The sequence below is a fragment of the Flavisphingomonas formosensis genome (assembly GCF_009755815.1).
GTDB lineage: Bacteria > Pseudomonadota > Alphaproteobacteria > Sphingomonadales > Sphingomonadaceae > Flavisphingomonas > Flavisphingomonas formosensis.
Map to the genome: position 1 here is coordinate 1 of NZ_WRPK01000003.1, position 21212 is coordinate 21212.

18 protein-coding genes and 1 tRNA gene are annotated in these 21212 nt (G+C 64.2%); 5 read left to right on the forward strand and 14 right to left on the reverse strand.

Annotated features, from left to right (window positions below; all coding sequences use genetic code 11):
• Positions 1-331: 331 nt before the first annotated feature.
• A tRNA-Leu gene (locus GQY20_RS09420) sits at positions 332-416 on the reverse strand.
• Positions 417-649: 233 nt separating this feature from the next.
• On the reverse strand, positions 650-1309 hold the full coding sequence (locus GQY20_RS09425; protein WP_157216840.1) for a TetR/AcrR family transcriptional regulator: 660 nt from the start codon (positions 1307-1309) through the stop codon (positions 650-652).
• A 224-nt stretch (positions 1310-1533) separates the two neighbouring features.
• On the opposite strand from GQY20_RS09425, the gene GQY20_RS09430 reads away from it, so the two are divergent.
• Together GQY20_RS09430 and GQY20_RS09435 are read left to right on the forward strand one after the other, a co-directional pair.
• Positions 1534-2334, forward strand: coding sequence for an SDR family NAD(P)-dependent oxidoreductase (locus GQY20_RS09430; protein ID WP_157217308.1), 801 nt, complete (start codon positions 1534-1536; stop codon positions 2332-2334).
• Positions 2335-2471: 137 nt separating this feature from the next.
• A complete protein-coding gene (locus GQY20_RS09435; RefSeq protein ID WP_157216841.1) occupies positions 2472-3002 on the forward strand; it encodes a gamma carbonic anhydrase family protein in 531 nt (176 codons plus the stop codon).
• 7 nt (positions 3003-3009) lie between these two features.
• On the opposite strand, the gene GQY20_RS09440 is transcribed toward GQY20_RS09435, so the two are convergent.
• Positions 3010-3270, reverse strand: a complete 261-nt coding sequence (locus GQY20_RS09440; protein WP_157216842.1) for a hypothetical protein — start codon at positions 3268-3270, stop codon at positions 3010-3012.
• Positions 3271-3485: 215 nt separating this feature from the next.
• Here GQY20_RS09440 and GQY20_RS09445 point away from each other — a divergent pair, with 215 nt between their 5' ends.
• Positions 3486-3875, forward strand: coding sequence for a glycine zipper 2TM domain-containing protein (locus tag GQY20_RS09445; RefSeq protein WP_157216843.1), 390 nt, complete (start codon positions 3486-3488; stop codon positions 3873-3875).
• Between the two features lie 136 nt (positions 3876-4011).
• On the opposite strand, the gene GQY20_RS09450 is transcribed toward GQY20_RS09445, so the two are convergent.
• Both GQY20_RS09450 and GQY20_RS09455 read right to left on the reverse strand, forming a co-directional pair.
• Entirely contained in the window at positions 4012-4905 is an 894-nt protein-coding gene (locus tag GQY20_RS09450) for a Coq4 family protein (RefSeq protein WP_157216844.1), read from the reverse strand.
• 156 nt (positions 4906-5061) lie between these two features.
• Positions 5062-6009 carry a haloalkane dehalogenase gene (locus GQY20_RS09455; protein ID WP_157216845.1) on the reverse strand — a complete coding sequence of 316 codons (948 nt, stop codon included), beginning with the start codon at positions 6007-6009 and terminating at the stop codon, positions 5062-5064.
• A gap of 79 nt (positions 6010-6088) precedes the next feature.
• Between GQY20_RS09455 and GQY20_RS09460 the strand changes: the two genes are divergently transcribed.
• Positions 6089-6532, forward strand: a complete 444-nt coding sequence (locus GQY20_RS09460; RefSeq protein WP_157216846.1) for a nuclear transport factor 2 family protein — start codon at positions 6089-6091, stop codon at positions 6530-6532.
• 193 nt (positions 6533-6725) lie between these two features.
• On the opposite strand, the gene GQY20_RS09465 is transcribed toward GQY20_RS09460, so the two are convergent.
• The 6 genes from GQY20_RS09465 to GQY20_RS09490 form a co-directional block, all read right to left on the reverse strand.
• A complete protein-coding gene (locus GQY20_RS09465) occupies positions 6726-7694 on the reverse strand; it encodes an alpha/beta hydrolase (protein WP_157216847.1) in 969 nt (322 codons plus the stop codon).
• Positions 7691-8452 carry an SDR family NAD(P)-dependent oxidoreductase gene (locus GQY20_RS09470; protein WP_157216848.1) on the reverse strand — a complete coding sequence of 254 codons (762 nt, stop codon included), beginning with the start codon at positions 8450-8452 and terminating at the stop codon, positions 7691-7693. Before GQY20_RS09470 ends, GQY20_RS09465 begins: the two co-directional genes overlap by 4 nt.
• Positions 8453-8503: 51 nt before the next feature.
• On the reverse strand, positions 8504-9403 hold the full coding sequence (locus GQY20_RS09475) for an SDR family NAD(P)-dependent oxidoreductase (RefSeq protein WP_157216849.1): 900 nt from the start codon (positions 9401-9403) through the stop codon (positions 8504-8506).
• A gap of 14 nt (positions 9404-9417) precedes the next feature.
• A complete protein-coding gene (locus tag GQY20_RS09480) occupies positions 9418-11820 on the reverse strand; it encodes a TonB-dependent receptor (protein ID WP_157216850.1) in 2403 nt (800 codons plus the stop codon).
• Between the two features lie 341 nt (positions 11821-12161).
• Positions 12162-14489 carry a TonB-dependent receptor gene (locus tag GQY20_RS09485; protein WP_157216851.1) on the reverse strand — a complete coding sequence of 776 codons (2328 nt, stop codon included), beginning with the start codon at positions 14487-14489 and terminating at the stop codon, positions 12162-12164.
• Between the two features lie 210 nt (positions 14490-14699).
• Positions 14700-16442: an N-acyl-D-amino-acid deacylase family protein gene (locus GQY20_RS09490; RefSeq protein WP_157216852.1), complete on the reverse strand. Its 1743-nt coding sequence runs from the start codon at positions 16440-16442 to the stop codon at positions 14700-14702.
• 115 nt (positions 16443-16557) lie between these two features.
• Here GQY20_RS09490 and GQY20_RS09495 point away from each other — a divergent pair, with 115 nt between their 5' ends.
• Positions 16558-17241, forward strand: coding sequence for a TetR/AcrR family transcriptional regulator (locus tag GQY20_RS09495; RefSeq protein WP_157216853.1), 684 nt, complete (start codon positions 16558-16560; stop codon positions 17239-17241).
• A 32-nt stretch (positions 17242-17273) separates the two neighbouring features.
• Here GQY20_RS09495 and GQY20_RS09500 read toward each other — a convergent pair whose 3' ends face one another.
• The 3 genes from GQY20_RS09500 to GQY20_RS09510 form a co-directional block, all read right to left on the reverse strand.
• Complete coding sequence (locus GQY20_RS09500; protein ID WP_332836086.1) at positions 17274-18044, reverse strand: hypothetical protein; 771 nt, start codon at positions 18042-18044, stop codon at positions 17274-17276.
• Positions 18045-18066: 22 nt separating this feature from the next.
• Positions 18067-18468, reverse strand: a complete 402-nt coding sequence (locus GQY20_RS09505; protein ID WP_157216854.1) for a VOC family protein — start codon at positions 18466-18468, stop codon at positions 18067-18069.
• A gap of 165 nt (positions 18469-18633) precedes the next feature.
• The gene (locus GQY20_RS09510; RefSeq protein ID WP_157216855.1) at positions 18634-21138 is read right to left on the reverse strand and encodes a TonB-dependent receptor; all 2505 of its coding nucleotides are present in this window, start codon (positions 21136-21138) and stop codon (positions 18634-18636) included.
• Between the last annotated feature and the right edge of the window lie 74 nt (positions 21139-21212).

Here is a 21212-nt window from a genome sequence, read left to right on the forward strand (position 1 = left end):
CGCTGCCGGCGCCTGAGGCTCGCCACCACCGAACCCGTGAGGGTTCGCAAGGCCGACCGGCCGCCCGAGCTTATGCGAGGATAGCCAAAGCGACGGATGTCGCTGCCGGCGCCTGAGGCTCGCCACCACCGAACCCGTGAGGGTTCGCAAGGCCGACCGGCCGCCGGAGCTTATGCGAGGATAGCCAAAGCGACGGACGTCGCTGCCGGCGCCTGAGGCTCGCCACCACCGAACCCATGAGGGTTCGCAAGGCCGACCGGCCGCCCGAGCTTATGCGAGGATAGCCAAAGCGACGGATGTCGCTGCCGGCGCCTGAGGCTCAAACATAAAGTGGTGCGGGCGGTCGGGCTCGAACCGACACTCCTTGCGGAACCGGATTTTGAGTCCGGCGCGTCTACCAATTTCACCACGCCCGCATGCCGATGGGCAAGATGCCATCGATCGACGTGCCGCCGCTATAAGCGAGCGATCCGGCGATTTCCAGATAGGAGTTTGCGGCGCCGCCGCGCCTATCGTTTGGCGGCTTGCGCCAGTTCCTGCTCGCGCTCGGCCGGCGCCTGCGAGATGAAGCGGCCCCTGAAATTGCCAATGAATGCTCGCGATCGAAGGTCGGGAGCGCCCCCGTACCGCCAGGTTTGGCGAGTGCGGTTCAGCCGGCGCGACGGCGCTGCACGGCAGGGGTGAGGTCATGGGCCTCGATGAAGCGATGGAGCTGCCGCGCGAGCAGGCGCGCTGCCATGTCCGGCTCGACCAACGAAAAACCCGCGCTGAGCATGAAGGCGTTGTTCATGATGTGCATAACGAGCATCCAGGCCTCGGCCCAGCGCTCCTTTTCTTCGGCATTCCCCGTGAACGCGAAGGCGGGAATGTCCTTGCCGAGTTCGCCCATCAGGCTCGGCGCGATCGACTGGAGCCGCTCCGTTGCTTCCGGCTCGAACACGCCGACTTCCAGCATCATGCGGGTGATCGGATTGCCGTTATAATAGTCGATGAGACGGTGGACCCACGCCAGCACCGCGTCCGCGTCGTGGAAGTCGGTCTCGGTCAGGGATCCCCACATCCGCCTGGATTTCTCCATCTGGCGGACGAAGATATCCATGGCGATGTCGAGCTTGCCGTCGAAATGCTTGTAGAAGGTGCGGCGGGTGACTCCGGCGCCCTTGGCGATATCGTCCACCGAGACGGCGACATAGCCGCGCTCGCGCAGCAACCCCTCCGCGGATTCGCGCAGATTGCCGAGATTATTCTCCTTGCGGGCCGCGGCGAACCGGCTGATGCCGGCGGTGCGCGGCTGGCTCTGTATCGTCATGGGCTCAGCATGGCACGGGCGTGAAACCAGGGAAAGCCCGGCGCCGGCGTCAGTCGTCACGCCATGGATCCGATCGTCGTTCCGAGCCAGGCTGCATTATGGGGCCACGAAGTGCCGGCCTGCCGATCGATGTCCGGCACCTGTCACTTTCGGATCTGGCCTGGCACATGCGGGCCGGGCAGCACGGCCGCCGCAGACGATTGCATGGAAGGCGGGGAGGGATGATGGCTGGGCCTTTGGCGGGAAAGACGGCGCTCGTGACGGGCGCCAGCGGGGGGATCGGCGCGGCGACCGCTGTGCGCCTGGCGGGAATGGGGGCGACCCTCGTCGTCCATGGCCGCAATGCCGACCGCACCCATGCGACGGCGGACATGGTGCGGTCTGCGGGGGGCGCGGCGCATGTAGCGATCGGCAGCCTTTCGAGCGATGCCGAGGCGGCCGAGGTGATCGCGACGACGCGTGCTGCGGTCGGCACGATCGATATATTGGTCAACAATGCCGGCGGCGATTCCGCCCAGCAGGGCCTGGCCCGATGGTTCGACGCCTCGCCGGCGGACTGGCTGGCGACCTATGATTCCAATGTCGGCTCGATGGTGCGCCTCACCCATGCCTTCGCGCCGGAGATGAAGGAGCGCGGGTGGGGACGCATCATCCTCCTGTCCAGCGGCATCGTCTCCTTCCCGATGGCGCAGATCCCGGATTATCAGGGCGCGAAGGCGGCGATCCGGAACATGACGCGTACCTTGATGAAGGCGTTGATCCGCAGCGGCGTGACCGTGAACTGCATCAGCCCCGGTTTCGTGCTGACCGAGACCAACACGCGCTGGGTGCGGGCCATGGCGAAGGGCAAGCTGGACTCCGAGGAATGGGCCGATATCGAGGCATGGGCCGCGCGCAAGCTGGTGCCCTGCGCCAGCGGGCGACTGGGCCGGCCGGAGGATATTGCCTCGGCCATCGCCTTCCTGGCGCATCCCGAAAATGATTTCGTCAACGGCGTCGACATCCAGATCGACGGCGGCGGCTGATCGGGCCTTTTTCAGCCTTGCTGGGTGCGATGCTATTCGCGCATCCCGAATGGGCGGCTCGCACACGGCAAAGGGCTCTCTTGCGGTCCGGCGCGCGGTGGCTAGGGTCGCGGCGAATCCCTGAAGGAGGAAAGCCGATGCCGCTCTACGCTATCGATGGCAAGTCACCGATCTTGCCGGAAGATGGGTCGAGCTGGATCGCGCCGTCCGCCGATGTGATCGGCGATGCGCATCTCGGCCGCGAGGCGACGATCTGGTTCGGGGCCGTGGTGCGCGCGGACAATACCCCGATCCTGATCGGCGATCGCACGAACATCCAGGATGGCGCGATGTTGCATTCCGATCCGGACAGCCCGCTGACCATCGGTGCCGGCTGCACCATCGGCCATCACGCCATCCTGCACGGCTGCACCGTCGGCGACAATGTGCTGATCGGCATGGGGGCGACCGTGCTCAACGGCGCTGTGATCGGGGACAATTGCCTGGTCGGCGCCAACGCGCTCGTCACCGAGGGCAAGAGCTTCCCAGCCGGCAGCCTGATCGTCGGCGCGCCGGCCAAGGCGGTGCGCACGCTCGACGACGCGCAGATCGCCGGTCTGCGTGCTTCGGCAACGGGCTATGTCGATCGCCGCGCCCGCTATGCCGCAGGGCTCGAGCGCGTCGGCTGAGCGCCGCTCAATCCCGCTCCATCCGCCAGGCCGCCGACAGATAATCCTCCGCCGCGCGGCGCAGGCGCGGTTCGTCAAATGCTTCGGCTGGCGGCGGCGCGATGCCGAAGGTTTCCATCAGCGTCCACAGCGCGAAGCGGCGGCCCGGCTCCTGCTCGACGCCGAAATCGATCGCAAGCCTCTCCTTGCCGGTGGCTAGCGTCGCCTCGTCGAGAGTCTCGGGATCGTCCGAGCCGAAATAGTGGAGCAGCAGCGTGTCGAGATCCATGGCGGCAGTCCTGGTCGGCGTCGATTGGAGTTGGGTCTGCTACACGGTTTGGGCGGGACGGGGAACGTACGAAAGACCGGCCTTTCCAGAGTTGATGACATGAAGTTCATTTTTCGTGGAACCATCCGGGCCGAAGCGAATTGTTACGGGTTCGTATCGCGTGACTTGAATTGTCGCGTGCTGACCGGGTTGAACGACAAAGAAAGGAGCAGATCATGAAGGGCTTCCTCGTTTCCGCGCTCATGGCGTGCCTGATCGGCGTGGCCGCGGCCCCGGAGGCGGCGCTTGCGCGACCCCATGATCATGATCGCCGTGACCGTGGCTGGCGTGGCGACCGGAACGACGGCTGGGATCCCGCTCGCCACTATCATCGCGGCAATTATCGCGCGCGCCGCTTGGGCCGTGACGATCGCATCTATCGCGGCGGCGACGGCCGCTACTATTGCCGCCGGAACGACGGCACGACGGGCCTCGTGATCGGCGGCATCGCCGGCGGCCTGCTGGGCAATGCGATCGGCGGCGATACGCTCGGCACGTTGCTGGGCGCGGGCGGCGGCGCGGTGCTCGGCCGTTCGATCGATCGCGGGAACGTTCGCTGCCGCTGACAGCTCGGGCTTTTTGGCGATTGCAAAGGGCCGGGCACGTCATGCGCCCGGCCCTTTGTCTTGCCGCCGCTACCCGCCAAAAAAGAACCGCCCCGGTGCACGGGGCACCGGGGCGGCCTGACGAAAACCGGTCTGCTTATTCGGCGGCGACGGCGTGGCCGTGATCGTCATTGGCCGAGCGCGGATCTTCGCTGAGCGCCGTGGTGTACTTCCAGTAGCCGGACGGCGGGGCCGCGGTGATACCAAGTTCCTCGCGCAGATCGACGATCTTCCAATCGAGATAGTCGCGATAGGGCACGAGGAAGAGCGGATATTTCCAGTTGCGGCCCTGCGCGGCGCCGATGTCCTCGGCCTCCATCTCGAGCACCAGGCTCTCAGGGTAGAAGAGCGAGCTCTTCATATAGGTCTTGGCGCGCAGATAGCACATGGTGCGTAGGAAAAAGGCCGCGAGCTCCGGCTTGAAATATTTGCAGGTGGCGCGCAGGTTCGCCGCCAGCAGCGCGATCTCGCCGCAATGATCCGTCTCGAAACCGGTGATCATATGCTCGATGTCGTGCGTGTGGGTGCGCTCTTTCAGGTAGAAGTCGAAGTCGCTCTGGATTTCCATGCCCTGATAGAAATGGTCGATATTATAGCCGCTATGGGCCAGGAAATCGTAGATCACCGCGCGCAGCGTGCCGGGCTCGCCGCCCTTCACTTCGTCCACGGTGAAGTTCGAGAGCTTGCGGCCCTCCAGCCAGTTCTTGAATTCCGGCAGGCGCGCCTTTTCTTCCTCGAAGAGCTGCATGAGCTTGGGATAATCCTCCAGCTCCATCATGATCTTCACGACATTCGGAATGTAGGCGGTATTGGGCAGATCCGCACCGTTGCGACGCAGCATCTCCTGCGCGATCAGCGAGCGCAACTCGGGATGGTTCAGATAGGGCGAGGAGCTGATCAGGGTCGAGCTCTCCGTGGTGATTTTCGGCCCGCTGCCATTGTAGTAAGCGAGGTCGGCGTCGCTGACCTTCGATGCAATCTCAGTGCCCATATCTGTCTCTCCCATGCGTCCGGCCGACGCCGCCGCGAATCCGAACGCGGCCTGCACTGCCGGGAGCCAATTTCGAAACTAATTTCCGAATTGGCGATCGGCAAGCCCCATGCGCAGCCGGCAGACGCGATTCCGGAGCAACGTGCCGGATTTGTGTCAATTGCGTAGGCGATTGCGTTCCAGGAAATCGAGCACGACGCCGGCAAGGGCTTCGCCTTGCTCTTCCTGCAGGAAATGCCCGGCCCCGGCGATTCGGCTATGGGGCTGACCCTTCGCGCCGGGAACGCGCGTTTGGAAGACGGTCTCCCAGGCAATGGTCGAAGGATCGCTGTCGCTATAGGCGGTGAGGAAAGGCTTTTCGAAGCCCTCCAGCACCGTCCACGCACGGCGATTTGCCTCCAGCCCCTCGTCGCCTTCGGCCACAGGGATCCCGCAGGTGATCTGGGATGGACCCGCTTTGTAGCGAGCGTCGGGAAAAGGCGCCTCATAGGCGGCGATCACGCCGGGACCGGGCTCGGTGACGAAGGTAGCGGCAATCACCGGGCCGATGGGAAGATCGGTGGCGGTGCGACATGTTTCCATCCAGTTCGCGATCGTCTCGCCTGGCCAGGGGGAGACGCCGCGCGGCGGGGCTTCGCAATTCTGCAGCAGCGTGTTGGCGGTGACCACGCCCGCGAAGCGTTCGGGCATTTCGGAGAGCACCCGCAGCCCGATCGGGCCACCCCAATCCTGGCAGACGAGGATGATGCGATCGAGATCCAGCGCCTGCACCAGTTCGCGGATCCAGCCGGTGAAGCGATCGAAGCCGTAATCCTCCCGCCGCATCGGTTTGTCCGACCGGCCGAAGCCGATCATGTCCGGCGCTACCGCGCGGTAGCCGGCGGCGGTGATAGGTCCGATCAGCTTGCGGTAGAGGAAGCTCCAGGTCGGCTCGCCGTGCAGCATCAGGACGACCGGCGCGTCACGCGGCCCTTCGTCGAGATAATGCATGCGGAGCGGGCCGAGCGCGCTCGAAACCTCCGCATAATGCGGCTCGAACGGGAAGTCCGGCAGATCGGCGAAGCGCTCGTCCGGCGTGCGCAATATGCCTTTCCGTACTTCCATGGTAGAATCCCTTCCCGTTTGCGTATGGCTATGCCAATCTGATTACGCATAAGCATCTGCGCGAACAAGGAGGATGGCGATGTCGGACTGCGATCGGTGGGCGATCATGGACCAGCTCGGGCGCTTCGCCCGCATGCTCGACGGCCGCCGCTGGGAGAGCGTGGGGGAGGTGTTCGCGGACGAGGTGACGTTCAACTATGGCGACGGCCGCGAGCAGGACGGGATCGATGCGATGCGCGATCAGTTCCGCCAGTTCCTCGATGTCTGCGGCCCATCCCAGCATCTCCTCGGCAGCGTGATGATCGAGCTGGACGGGGACAGCGCGGTGAGCCGCGCCTATGTCCAGGCCCGCCATCAGGGCGCGGGCGCGCGCAGCCACCTCTATCTGGATACCAACGGCGAATATGTCGATCGCTGGGAGCGCAAGCCGCAGGGCTGGCGGATCGTGCGCCGCGACTGCAGCTGGGCGATGCACAAGGGCGATTTCTCGGTGCTCCTCGCGCCCGAAGAGGCGACGGCGTAACGCTTTACCTTGCCAGCCGGGAAGATCGCGGCCCATTTCTTGCCGTATGTGCTGAGCCTGTCGAAGCACTCCCTTCTGATTCACGCCCTTAAAAGCAAGGAAAGGACTTCGACGAGCTTAGCCTGAACGGGATCGAGTCACGATCGCCGTGGTTTGGGACTATCGGAGAACGGGACGGAGGGACGCCCCTGATTCAGGCCTCTCTGCGGAAACACTCCGCCACGAACCGCCCCACCGTCTCGGCAAGATCGCGATCCTCGGGGGCGCCGCCGAAGCCTCCGTGGGGCATGCCCTCGAAGATGTGCATCTCCACCGGCACGCCGGCCTTCAGCAGGGCGCGGTGCATGCGCACCACGTTGGAGAGGAACAGGTCGCGCGTGCCGGCCTGCAGCAGGGTGGGCGGGAAGCCCTTGGCGAAATCGCCGAACAGCGGCGAGAGATAGGGTTGGGCGAGGTCCTCGCCCGCTGCATAGAGCCGGTTGGCCGGCATCAGCGGGCTGCGCAGCATCACGTCGATGCCGCGCAGCGTGATGAAGCTGTCGCCGGATTCGGTGAGGTCGAGCTCGGGCGTCAGCAGCACCAGCCCGGCCGGCAGCGGCAGCCCCTCGTCCCGCGCCCGCAGCGCCAGCGCCGCGGCGAGATTGCCGCCGGCCGATGCGCCGCCGACCACGATGCGCTCCGGCGGATAGCGGTCGAGCAGATGGCGGTAGACGGTGAGGCAGTCGTCCAGCGCGGCCGGATAGGGATGATCCGGCGGCATGCGATAATCGGGCGAATAGGTGTCGACGCCGACGCGCGAGGCCATCATGAGGCCCATGAGCCGGGTCGCCTCGCCCGCCAGCATCACGAGGCCGCCGCCATGGATGTCGAGATAGACGCGATCGCCCGGCGCACCCTCCGGCGTCGCCACAAAGGTGGTGACGCCGCCTGCTGAGATGGTCTCGCGAGCGAAGCCGGGAAGGGCGTCGAGCGGCCGCAGCATCGGCAGGACGCTCTCCTCCGCCTCGGCGATCGCGCGTTTCCACGCCACGGGATCATTGCCCTCCGGCATTCCTCCCCGCGCCGGACTGTCGGCGATCGCCGCGAACAGCGCCTGCGCTTCCGGGCTCATCGAGGCGGGAAGCGGGATGTCCCGCGCAGGCAGGCGGATGATGCCGGTCATGGCCGGATCGAGGCGCCGCCGTCGACCGCGATCACTTGTCCGGTGATCCACTCGCCATCCTTGGAGAAGAGCATTGCCACCATCGCCGCGATATCCTCGCTCTCGCCCAGCCGCCAGCTGCGATGGGCCAGCAATACTCGATCCACGAATTCCTGCGGAATATGTTCTTTGATTTGCTGGGTGAGCACCATGCCCGGGCAGATGGAATTGGCGCGCACGCCTTCCTTGCCCCAGCGGGATGCGACATGGCGCATCAGCGCGTTTGCGGCGGCCTTGGTCATCGCATAGGCCACGCGCTCCGGCTCGCCCATATGGGCGGCGGAGGAGCTGGTGTAGACGATCGCGCCGCGGTTCGCGATCAGATGCGGCAGCGCGTGGCGCGTGCAGGAGAGATAGCCGCGCTGGTTGACCTGGATGGTCCGGTCATAGACGTCGAGGTCGATGGTCAGCGCGTCGGTGTCGCTGCGGATCGACACCATGTCCGCGGCATTGGCGTGCATGAAGTCGACCCGGCCGAAGCGGGCGATCGCGGCATCGACGAGTGCCTTCACCGAGGCATCGTCCGAGGCGTCGAACGCATGGGCGACGCAGGTCGCGCCGCCTTCCGCCGTGATTGCGGCCGCGGCTGCTTCGGCCGGACCGATGGCGATGTCGCCGAGCATGACGTTGCAGCCCTCGCTCGCCAGCCGCCGCGCCGTCTCCGCACCGATACCGCCGCCGCCGGCGATCACCGCGACCTTTCCGTCCAATCCGCGCATGATGAATTCCTGTGTTCGAGCTTGTGAAAATGGAAGACAGGTTGTCGGCGGTCAGCCGCCGGATGGGTCGATCGCCGGGTGCGACCAGGCCGGCGGGACCGCCGGGGACAGGGCCGTCTTCCCGTCGAGGCTCATCACCGTGCGCTTGTGATGCGCGGGCCAGTGCATGCTGTAGCCGATCTGGCCGGTGCGTTCGGCGGCCGGCAGCTCGCACATGGCGAGCACGGTCTCGGCCAGATAGGCCACGTCCTCGGTTGGATAATCCTGTGGGATGAGCTGGTCGGCGCCCGGCGTGCGGATCGCGGTGGAGGGCGCCACGACGTTGACGGCGATATTGTCGTCCTGCAGCTCGGCGGCGAGCCCCTGGGTGAAGCGGTCCAGCGCGGCCTTGATCGCGGCATAGACGGTGTCGCCGCCCGCCTTGGCATAATCCTGATAGGGCTTGCCCGGCGGCAGCGCCGTCACCGAGCCGATGTTCACGATCCAGCCCGCGCCCTGCCGCTTCATGTGCGGGATGGCGGCGCGCGAGAGGATGAAGGGCGTGCGCAGATAATGCGCGATGGTCCGCTCGAACGTGTCGTCGGACATGGCGTCGATGCGGGCATAGTCCGCAAAGCCCGCATTGTTGACCACTATGTCGATCCGCCCGGCGGCGGTGACGGCCCGATCGATCAGGCCGTCCCGCTCGGACGGGTTTTCGATGTCGGCCGGCAGGATGATGGCCGTGCCGCCCGCCTGCTCGATCAGCTGGGCGGTTTCTTCCAATGTGCCGGGCACGACCTGCTCGGCGCCGAAGCGCTTCGCAGCCGCTGGCACCGCCTTGGATCGCGCGGAGACGACGACGGTGGCACCTGCCGCCGCCAGCCTCTGCGCGATCGCCCGGCCGATGCCCCTGCTTGCCCCGGTGACGAGAGCGACCTTGTTCTGAAGTGTCTTGCCTGTCTCGCTCATCGGGGCACCGTCGGTCAGAAGTTGAAGCCGAGTTCCACGCCGTAGGTCCGGCCACGCTCGTAGCTGCCCGAGAGGAACAGCACGGGGGCGCCGAACGAGACGTAGTTCTTGTTCAAGAGATTCTGTCCGAAAGCGGAGAGCGATGCCTTCGCTCCGCCAAGCGGGAAGTCCATCAGGCCGACACGGCCGTCGACCAGCCAGTAGCCGGGGCGCTGGTTGTTGGCGTTGATGTCCGGGTTGTAGGCGGCCGGCACATAGGGCTGGGCGACGAGCCGGTAACCCGATTTGTAGCTCGCGTCGATCCGGGCCGAGAAGTAGCTGCCGTTCGAGAATTCCGGCGCCGAATATTGCGCGCTGGCTCGTCCGGTCCACTTCGAAACATAGGGCGGATAGGCGGTCGCGGCGATGTCGACTCCGCCGACGATATATTGCTTGAACTTGAAGTCGGAGTAACCGACGTTCCCGCTCAGGATCAGCCCGCTGACCGGATTGACCTCGACTTCGGCCTCGACGCCCTTGATGTGGGCCTTGCCGGCATTGTTGAACGTCTGCACGCCGTTGCGGAAGTCCTGGATCTGCAGGTCCTTATAGTCGCTGTAGAACAGCGCCAGATTGCCGCGCACGCGGTTGTTCCAGCCTTGCGCCTTGAGGCCGAGCTCATAGGCGGTGAGCGTTTCCGGCTTGTAGGGGATGCCGCTCAGGAGGCCGCCGGCCACATAGCCGGACGAGACCTTCGCGTAGGCGGTCGTCTTATTGTTCGGCCGCCAGGTGACGATACCGGTATAGTTCAGCTTCTTGAACTCGACATGATATTTGCCGGGTCCGACGCCGACGCCCTGGCCGCCGCTGATGCTGTAGATCGTGGTGTGGCGATCGTCGATCGTATAGCGCAGGCCGCCCGTGATATCGAGCGTATCGGTCGCATGCCACGTACCCTGTGCGTAACCGGCCATGGAGTCGTTGATCGAACGCGTGCGGGTCACGCCGTTGCCGAAGGTCGAATCGAGAGCCGGTAGAACCGAATAGACGCCGCCATCGGTAGGTACCATCACCCCGAGGACATCGGTCGCCGGAGAGTTTTCGTGGAAGTAGAAGAGACCGGCGGTCAGGTCGAACGGATCGGTCGTCAGCTGAAACTGTACTTCCTGGCTGAACTGCTTTTGGCTCGTCTTGCGCGCAGTGAGCAGCGCGAAGAAGCGATCGTTCGACGTCGGTTGATTTCCGGGAGCGATGACTCCGAGGATATTGCCACCGAGTAGCGAATAGAACTGGTTGGCGGAGAACAAAAGTCCACCGGTGCCAGAGAGATCGAAGATCGACGGATCCTGTTTGAACTTACGATAGGCGGTGATGCTCTTGACGGTAAGGTTGTCGTTGGCGGGCAAGGTCAGTGTCAGGCTGTGGCCTTGAGTGACGATATGCTCCTGACTGGTCGCGTTGGCGACGGCGTTCAGACGCGTTGTCGAGGTGTTCGTGATGCCGCCAGTACCAGGATAAACCCCGAGTCCAAACGCGGTCAGGTCCACTGGGCCCTGGAATTGCGCGATCGGGTTAAGCAGCGGACCGGTTGCGTTGGTTTCTGCTCCAAAATTCTGCACGGCACGACCGACCTGACGGGAGTCGGTGTAGTCGAACTTGTAGTCCGCCGTCAGATTGCCGAACTCGCCGCGCACCGCTGCCTGGAAGGCGTCGATGTTGCGACCGCCGAGCCGCTTCGCATAGCGCAGCGTGCCGAAGCTGGGATCGCGCGGTGAGATGTCGATCGTCTGGCCGCCGATCAGGTTCTTCGTGTCGCCCTTGATCTCGTCATGCAGATAGCTGAGCTTGACGGAGAAGGGGCCGAACTGCGGCAGGTTCACGGTAACTTTTGCGCGCTTGGCGTCATAATTGCCGTAGGACACATTGCCCTTGATGCCGAACTTGCCGGTCGGCACTGCGGTGGTGATGTTGATCGCGCCCGAGGTGGCGTTGCGGCCGAACAGCGTGCCTTGCGGGCCGCGCAGCACCTCGACGCGCTCGATATCCGCCAGGTCGAAGACCGAGCCGACGGTACGGCCGATATAGACGCCGTCGACATAGATGCCGACCTTGGGATCGACGCCGTTGTTCGACACGCCCGAGGAGATGCCGCGGATCGTGATCGTCGGGTTGGACTGCACGCCCTGCGTGTTGATCTGCAGGTTCGGCGCGAGGCCGGCGAGATTCTTGGCGTTGGTGACGCGCAGGCTTTCGAGTTGGGCTGAAGTCACCGCGGTGACGGCAACCGGGATCTTCTGGAGGTTTTCCTCCTTGCGCTGCGCGGTGACGACGATGTCCTGAAGGCCCTGCTCGGCAGGTGCAGTGTTTTGCGCAAGCGCAGTACCGGTGGCAACGACGGACGTGCCGGCCATGATCATGGCGGCGAAAGTGCATTTCATCTGGCATCCCTCCCATTGAGATGAGTTATATGATTGCCCGGCCGCCTCATGTGGCTTTGCCATCTCGGATGCCGGCAATCGGTGGTTCGATTCTCCTTCGTGGAGGACAGGGGGAGGAAGATCGGCGGACCCCACCCCAAGTCCGAAATCGATATAATGAATGCTGCTCATTATATCGCCAAAGTCAATCGCTCTCTTCGCGACGCGTAGCGATTCCCTGTCGATTTTGGGAATATCGGCAGCATTTTTGACAGGATAGTGACATTTTGCGCGCACAAGGCGCTCGTGAAATGCTGCAGTGCGGGGAACGGAGCAGGCCCCGTTCCCCGTCGGGCCATCGATCAGAAATCGATCGAGAGGTCCATGCCGTAGGTCCGCGGGTGGACGAAGGTCGCCGCCACCACGGTGCTCAGATTGTTGGCGAACAGGATCTTGCGGCTGTTGAACATGTTCATCGCCCAGACCGAAGCGGAGGCCTTGATCCGGCCGAGGTCGAACGAGCGCACGCCCACGCGTCCATCGACGATCCAGTAGGGATCGATGTTGGTCACCGCCTCGGTCGAAGCGACGCCGACCGGCGTGATGTTCGCGAACGCCTTCGAGCGGTAGCGGGCATCTATCCGGGCGAACGGCTCCGCGCCGTTGCCGAATTCCGGGAAGCGATAATCGGCCGACAGCTTGAGGTTCCATTTCGGCGTATCGCGCGGACGTGCGATATCCAGGCCGGTCTCGCCGATGTCGACGCCGCCGGTGACGTAGGTCTTGTAGATGAACTGCTGGTAGCCGAGGTTCATGCCCAGCGTCAGCTTGTCCACCGGCACCGCCTCGAATTCGGCTTCGACGCCCTTCACCTTCGCCTTGCCGGCATTGTCATAGACGAGGCCGTTCGCGCCGAAGGTCTGCACCTGCAGGTTGCGATAATCCATATAGTAGGCGTCGATATTGGCGCGCAGCCGACGATCGAACAGCTCGGACTTGATGCCGATCTCGTAATTCTTCAGCGTCTCCGGCTCGAACGACTGGCCGGCGACGATGCCGCCCGACACGTAGCCCGTCGCGATCTTGGCATAGGCGGTGATGTCGCGCGTCGGCTTGTACGTCAGCACGGCGGTATAATCGACGTGGCTGAAGTTCGACGTGTGCTCGCCAAGCCCCACATTCGTATTCGTGAATTGCAGACTGGAGATGTTGACGAAGCGGTTGTCCCACGTGGCGCGGATGCCCCCGGTGACGTCGAGCTGGTCGGTCACATGATAGGTGGCCTGCGCGTAGACCGCCTTGGACTCGTTCTTCGAGATCGAGTTGGTGATGCCGCTTCCCGCCGTATAGGCGACATTGCCCGGGAACAGCTGCGGGGCGCCAGCCAGGCTGAAGCCGAACAGCGGATCATAAGCGGGCGCGCGCTCCTTGAAATAGAAGCCGCCGGCGACGAACTCGAGATGGTCGGTCGAGATGTTGAGCTGCAACTCCTGGCTGAACTGGTGCTGCTTCGACTGGCGCACGCTGAGCAGGGTGGCGAACGGTATCGTGCCGCCCATGCCGTCGGGGACGACCATGCCGCCGGTCGCCGCCAGATCGAACGCGTTGGGATCGAGCTTGTACCAGCGATAGGCGGTGATGCTCTTGAGCGTGACGGTGTCGTTCGCCTTCCAGTTCAGGGTCAGGCTGTGCCCGCCGACCTGGAGATGTTGGTTCGTGCTGAAATTATAGACGGTGTTGGATGCCTTGTTCGCCGGAGTGAAGATATTGTTGTGACCGCCGAGCAGGGACTGGCCCAGGATCAGGCCCGCAAGGTCGGGGCTCGCGGCACCCGCGTCGCCGAGGCCGAGCACCTGCGACGGCTCGGGTGTGGCGTTCGAATCCGTATAGTCGAACTTATAGTCGACCGTCAGATCGTCGGTCGCTTCGAGGCGGGCGGCGATGCGCACCGCATCAGTATTATGGCCGCCGAGCCGCTTGGCGGCCGTCAGCTTGCCATAGCGGCCGCCGGTTGCCGGGCCGAAGTCGATCGTCATGCCGCCGAGGCCGTTCCTGGCATAGCCGTCCACCTGATCGTGCAGATAGGTGGCCGAGACGCTGAGCGGGCCCCAGGCGGGCAGGTTGATCGTCGTGCGCGAGCGGAAGGCGTTGTAATTGCCGTAGGACAGGTCCTGCTTGATGCCGAGCTTGCCGGTCGGCTCGCGCGTGATCAGGCTCATCGCGCCCGCCGTCGCGTTGCGGCCGAACAACGTGCCCTGGGGCCCGCGCAGAATCTCGACGCGCTCGATGTCGGCCAGGTCGAACAGGCCGCCGGTCGCTCGGCCGATATAGACGCCGTCGATATAGATGCCGACCTTGGGATCGACCGCGTTCAGCGTCGCGCAGCAGCCGATGCCGCGGATCGTGATCGCCGGCGCGCTGGGATCGCCCTGGTCGTTGACGGTGACGTTCGGCGCGACGCCGCTCAGATTGGCAATGCTGGTCGCGCGGGCATTCGCGATCGCCTGCGAATTCAGCGCGGTGATGGCGATCGGCACGTCCTGCAGATTCTGCTCGCGCTTCTGCGCGGTGACGACGATCTCCGAAAGGCCGCCGCCGTCGGGAGCCGGCGTAGCGGTTTGTGCGAATGCGGCGGGCACAAGAAAGGTCGAGCTGCCGAGAACGGCAGCGAAAAACTTCAGGCGATGCACGGGTAATCTCTCCCCTTAGGGCGATTTCGAGCCGAATGTCCGATCCGGCGACCTGGAAATCGCGACACAAAGACACTGGAGCGAGCCAAGGCCCGCCCCATGTTCAGCCACGCTGCGTTGGTTGCATGTCATTGGGGCCGCCCAGGCGTCATCGCTCTGTCGGGCGGCCCATCTCTCCCGTGGGTCAGTCGAAGAAGGGGTGAGGCTGGCCTATTCGGCAGCCTCCGCAAATGCAGCCGGGGCGGCGGACGGCGCCAGGAACTCGCCCGGCCGCGTGCCGGTGGCGCCGTTCCGGTCGAACGTCGGAACGCCGTTCACCAGGGTCAGGCGCATGGGCGCCGGATCGCGGGTGTAGCGCCAGGTGATGCCGCCCATGCCGTCAGGCGCGTCGAAGATCTTGCGCTCCTCGCGCCGCTCGATCTCGTTGATGTTGAACACGGTGATGTCGGCCGGCGCACCGACGCGCAGGACGCCGCGATCGGCGAGGTTGAAATGCTCGGCCAGCTTGCCGGTCTGGACGTGCACCGCCTCCTCGATGGTGATCTTGCCCTGCCGCACATAATAAGTGAACAGCAGCATATTCTCGCCCGGCCCGCAGAACATCTGCGCATGCGCGCCTGCGTCGGAGACGTTGCCGACCGACTTGGGATCGCGGATCAGCTCGATGATCACCTCTTCGTTCATCGGGAAGGGCGCCATGTGGACGGTGGACTTCACGCCGTTGCGCAGGATCCAGTCGGCCATGGCGTCAGAACGATGCTCGATGCCCGTCATCTTCATATAGTCGACGAGGGTCAGGTTCATCGGGCCGACGCCATTGTCCGAGTTGCGAAGGAGCAGCCGGTCCGGGTTGTTCATCGGCGCATGCGCCCAGGCCTTGGTGTCCCAGCTCTCGCGGGCGCGGGCGCGCCAGTCCGGATCGGCGAGGAGGCGCTCCTTTTCTTCCCAGCTCTCGGCCGCAACCACCTCGTGCCAGACGAAATCGCCGGATTGGGCGAAGATCAGCGATTTGGTGAGCGACAGCGTGTTGGTCGGCGAAACATGGGTGTAGGCCGTCCAGAAATCGCGGCCTTCGGCCTTGAACTGCTCATGCTGCTTCTGCAGGTCGCCGAGGATCGGCTTCTGGAATTCGAGCGTCGGCAGGCCGCCCCATTGGACGCGGACGTTGAGTCCCTCGGTCAGGCGCGCGAAGCGCTCGAGCGCGGCGGGGCAGGTGAGGCGGATGAACGTATCCATCACCACCTGGCAGACCGAGCCCGGATTGCGGTCCAGCACCTCGAAGAGCGCGCGATATTCCTTGTCCTCGGCCGCGAAGGTCGGCACCGGGCGCTCGTCGCCGTCGAAATCGAGCTGATTGGTCGAAAGACCCATCGCACCCGCCTTGCACGCGTCGTCGAGCAACTCGCACATACGGGCGATTTCCTCGTCGGTCGCGGCGCGCGTCCACGCATCCAGCCCCATCACGGCGAGGCGGATGGCAATATGGCCGACGAAGGAAGCGTAGTTGAGCGGCAGCTTCACCTTAGCCGTCATCGAGGCCTTGTATTCGGACCATTTGCGCCAGTCCCACGGCAGCTCGTTGACGAAGGCCTGCTTGTCGATATCCTCGAAAAAGGCGAAGATGCCGACTATTTCGTCGCGTACCTTCAGATCGTCGGAGATCGGGGCGGCCGAAAAGCCGCAATTGCCCATCACGATCGTGGTCGCGCCGTAGCCGGGAAGGGGATTCAGATCGTTCTGCCACCACATCGTCGCATCGAAATGGGTGTGGGGCTCGATGAAGCCCGGCGTCACGTAGCAGCCGGCGGCATCGACGATCTCGTCGCCTTCCTGGGCTGCGATGTTGGGGCCGATTGCATCGATGCGGCCGCCCGCGACACGCAGGTCGGCTTGGTATGCGGGTTTCAGCGTGCCATCAACGATCGTTCCGCCGCGAATGAGGTAGCTGGTCATGGTTCGTCTCCCGGGTTCAGCATGCGCTGCGATCACAAAGCCTCTTTACGCAAATGCGATCGGACTTATTTGTGTATATGGCTAAACTAATTCTCCAACGCGTCAAGGGGGACGAATGTCAGTAACGGAGGCAGGCGCGTCGGCAGGGCGCGGAAGGCCGCCGATTCTCTCGGAACAGGCGATCGTCGAGGCGGCGTTGAGCCATCTTACGCAGCGCCATCCGCTGATGGATCTCTCGATGGCGCAGGTGGCGCGGGATCTGTCGGTCAGCGCGACCGCGCTTTATCGCTACTTCCCTACGCGCGACCAGCTTCTGCGCGCGCTTTCGGATCGGATTTTCGCGGAATTCGTCTATCCCGATCTGGCGCTTCCCTGGGTGGAGCAACTTCGCGTCTGGCAGGATTCGCTGGCTATGCTGTTCGAACGCTGCCCGTCGCTCACGCGGCTGATGGGATGGGGGGAGGAGATTGCGCCGGCCTGGTTCAAGATCCAGATGCCGCCGCTCAGGGTGATGCATGACCAGGGCTTGAGGGGCACGGATCTCGTCGAGATTTCGACCTGGTTCCTATCCGGCACGGTCGGCCTGCTGCGCACCCACATGATCGCCGACTCGGAATTGCAGCGCCCGTCGCACCTCATCGCATTCGAAACTTCGCTGCCTCTGCTCACGCCGGAGGAAAGGGCGCTGGTGGATGAGACATTGCCCTTCATCGCGCTGGGCGACAGCGACCGGATCGTGCGCGAGGGGCTGGACGCGCTGGTCGACAGGGTCGTGAAAAGAGTGGCGGCGCTGGCCTGAGTCAGGCCGGCGCCGCCATCATTTCCGCGAGTTCAATTCTGTGACGTCGTCACCGTCGTCGTGGTCTTTTCGACTGCCGCGGTGCGCGGTGCCGAGCGGACGACGACCCGGCGCTTGGGCGTCGAAGAGATCGCCGTGCGCTTTTCGGTCTGCGTCGTGACCGTGGTCGTGGGGGCTGGCGCGATCATGACGGGTGGCGCGTTGCGTGCCATAGCCGCGTCGGCCTGAGCCGAGGAGGCTGCCTGCTCGGCCGCCGCGGCGCGGGCATTGGCCGCTGCGGCATCCTGCTGTGCCTGTGCGGCGGTGGCTGCCGCATCCTCGCGCGCTGCGCGATCGTCGGCAGCGCGATTGGCCTGCGCCTCGCCCACTGCCGTGTCGGCAAGCGCGGAAGCGCGATTGGCTTCGGCAATCGCCCGTTCCTTGTGGCCGGACGCCAGGTCTTCCTTGGCGGCACGGAGCGCGGCCAGCGCCTCCGCGTGGATGGCGGGAACTTCGCTGCCGGTGCCGACGATATGCGCTGCTTCGATTTTGCCCTGGGCCTGGGCGATCGCTTGGCGCGCACGATCGGCTTTGCCTTCGGCGAACGCCTGCGAACTCGCGGCGAGCATCAGCGCAGAAACACCAATGCCGCGAGCGACATGACCTAAACGAGACATGGTACTCACTCCGATATCCATTCGGTGGCGCAGTAAACGGCTACCCTCGACCCAAGGTTCCGCAGCATTGGAGGGTTGGCTCGTCCTTCTTCTTGAGGACGTTATGCTGTAGATTTGTTCATGTTGAGTGATGGCATCGAGAATCAACGACATCGGCTCCGCCGAGCTTTCAGTCGGCCGCCATCAGCTCGATCAAATTTCCGTCCAGATCGCGGAAATAGAGGGATTGGCTCGGTACTCCATCGCTGGTCCGGCGCGGGCTCGGGCCTTCGACGGGGGCGATGCCCTCTGCATCCAGCCTCGCGGCGGCGCTTGCTATGGTTCCCGACCAGCGGAAACAGATGTCGGCCGAGCCTTCGGTCGGCCGGCGCGCCACCAGATCGATGCCGTTGCCCGCCTGGTGCACGCTCAGCATGGCGCCCCCGAGCCGGATCTGGCGGACGAGCGTGCGGCCGCCGACGCTGTGATCGACATGGGTCTCTGCGCCGAACAGCCTGTCATAGAAGCGGCAGGTCGCCTCCAGATCGGCGACGGTGATCGCGACATGATCGAAACCCGCTATGCCTGCCATGCTGCGCCTTCCCATGATGAGCGGCAAAGGGCTAGGCTGGGTCGGCTCGCGCGTCAAACGGCGCCGCGCGGATCGGATTGCGGCAGAAGCTAAAAGGCGCACGAACACAGAACAGGGAAAACAGGGAGCGCGTCCCGGCCGCCGCCGGAACGCGCCCGGGAGGGATTATTTGCCGCCGAAGCGGACGCGGATCGAGGCGCCGTACATGCGGGGCTCGCCATAGAGGACGGGCTCCACACCCAGGAAGGAGGCGATCGAATAGCCGCCGACGATGTAGGTCTTGTTGGTCAGGTTGGTACCGAACACCGAAAGGTCGATTCCATCCGCCACGGCGTTCGCCCATTCGATCCGCGCGCCGAGAATGCCGTAGCTCGGCAGCGTATCCGAAAGGCCGACCGCCTTGGCGTCGGGATCCGGCGTGGTGACTTTTCCGGTGTAGGAATAATCCGCGTTCAGCGTGACGTCCGCGCCGTCGATCGGCAGCTTATATTGTCCGCTGACGCCCCATTTCCACTTGGGCTGATAGGCGATCTGCCGTCCGACGCGGCAGGCCGTCCCCGCGTCCACCTGGCACTTGGCCGAGAGATAGGAGAAATAGCCCGAGAGGTTTAGGCCGCGTACCGGCACGATCGTCGTTTCGAACTCGATGCCCTTGTTGACCGCGCTCGCTGCATTTTGCACCGCCGAGATGGTGGTGCCGTTGACGAACAGCGGCAGCGAGATCTGGATGTTGCTGTATTTATCGCGGAACAGGGCCAGGTTGGTCCGTAGCGGCACGCCGATATCCCAGTCCGCCTTCAGGCCGACTTCGATGTCGTTGACCTTCTCGGGCTGGAAGGTTTTGGTATCGGCAGTGGGGGCCGGCAGGTTGAAGCCGCCGCTCTTGTAGCCGTGACGGAAGGAGGCATAGACCAGCGCCCGGCTCGTCAGTTTGTATTGCACGGTGGCGTCGCCGGTCAGCGCGTGGAACTTCGCTTTTCCGGTCGCCGGGCAGATTAGTTCTTTGGTCTCGGGGTCGGTTTGATGGCAACTCCCGTCATCGAGCGTGACTGTCGAAGAGGCCTTACGACTGTCCCATGTATAACGCAGCCCGCCGCTGATCTGCAGGCGCGAGGTGATGTTCAATTCACCATGGCCAAACACCGCGTCGCTCTTGTCCCGATAATCTTGCGATGTGTTGGTGATTTCGCCGAAACCATAGGAGCGATAGCTTTGGTAGAAGCCAGGCTTCGCCTGCTCGTGATAGTAGCCGAACACATATTCGAGGCCGATGTCCGGCATCTTGCCCTGGACCTGAAACTCCTCGGTGAACTGTTCGAAGCCGCGGACATAGGGTTCCTCGCCGGCGGGATAGACGCTGTAGATATAGTTGAACGGGCCGGAAATGTTCGATGTCTCCGCCGTCCGCTCGCGCCGGTAGGAGAAGATGTTCTTGAGCGTGATGGTATCGCTGATTCGCGCCGTCGTCTTGTTGGTGACGCCGAGATCGCGGTTGCGGCGGAACAGATAATTGGATTCCAGCACCTTGCGCGGACCGAGCGCCTGCTGCTGCGCCAGTGCCGCATAGAATTGTTCGGGCGTGAAGCCGGACAGGCCGAGGCCCTGCATCGTCGTAAGGTTCCCACCCTGCAATCCGGCCGCGGCGGCCTGGAATGCAGCAATGGCATTACCGAACGGACCCGAGGCACAGCCGGGCAGCGCCGCGGAAAGACAGCCTATTGATGAGTTTGCAGGAGTTGATACCCGCAAAAGAAACTCGGAAGGCAATGAGATGCCTAGCGCAGTTTGGACGCTCTCGGGGATGGGATTGGCGAGCGTACCCAGGATCGCGCCCGGATAGACCTGCCGGATCGGCAAGCCAGACCCCGTATTGTCCCGGAAATTGCTGTCGACGATCGTTACGTTCTCGATATCCGGCGTCGGCGTGAACAGCAGCGAGACGCGGTAGCTGTCGTTGTTGCGGCTATCGAGATGCTCGCCGGTGATGACGCTCGTGGTGTAGCCGCGGCGGCGCGACACGTCGCCGGCCAGGCGAACGGCCAGCACATCCTGGATCAGCGGGATGTTCAGTACCGCTTCCACTTCGCGATAACGGTAATTGCCACCCGAGAATTTCAGATAGCCCTCGAGATTGTGCGTCGGCTTGTTGGGTTCGAACAGCACGGCACCGCCCGTCGTGTTGCGGCCGAACAGCGTGCCTTGCGGCCCCTTCAGCACCTGCACGTTGGACAGATCGTAGAGCATACCCGATCCGGCGATGGGCGTGGGCACTTCCGCGAAATAGGTGGCGACGCTGGTGAAGTTGCGCTGGCCGCCGCCGACGACGCCGGGGCCCTGGCCGCGAATATAGAAGGTCGCTTCGCCGCGATCCTGCGCCGAAATGTTGAGCGACGGCGCGAAATTCCTGAGCTGGTCCACCGAGACGATGGATTTGGCCGCCAGCGCATCGCCGGTCAGTGCGGTGATCGACACCGGCACGCTCTGCAGTGATTCGTCGCGGCGGCGTGCGGTCACGACGATGTCGCCGAGGCGGCTTTCGCCATCGGCCTCGCTTTGCGCGGAAGTGCCTGTAGAATTCTGCGCAACGGCCTGGGTTGCGTCGAGGCCGGAAAAAGCGATGCCCAGCGCGAGCAGGCTCGCAGTCGCACGGGCGGCTTTTCGGAAATGCATGCTGGATCCCCTCTTGGTCGGGCGGCTTTGCCGTTCTTGCTGATACGCAGCCATTGGGCTGTCGTTTGTCTTGA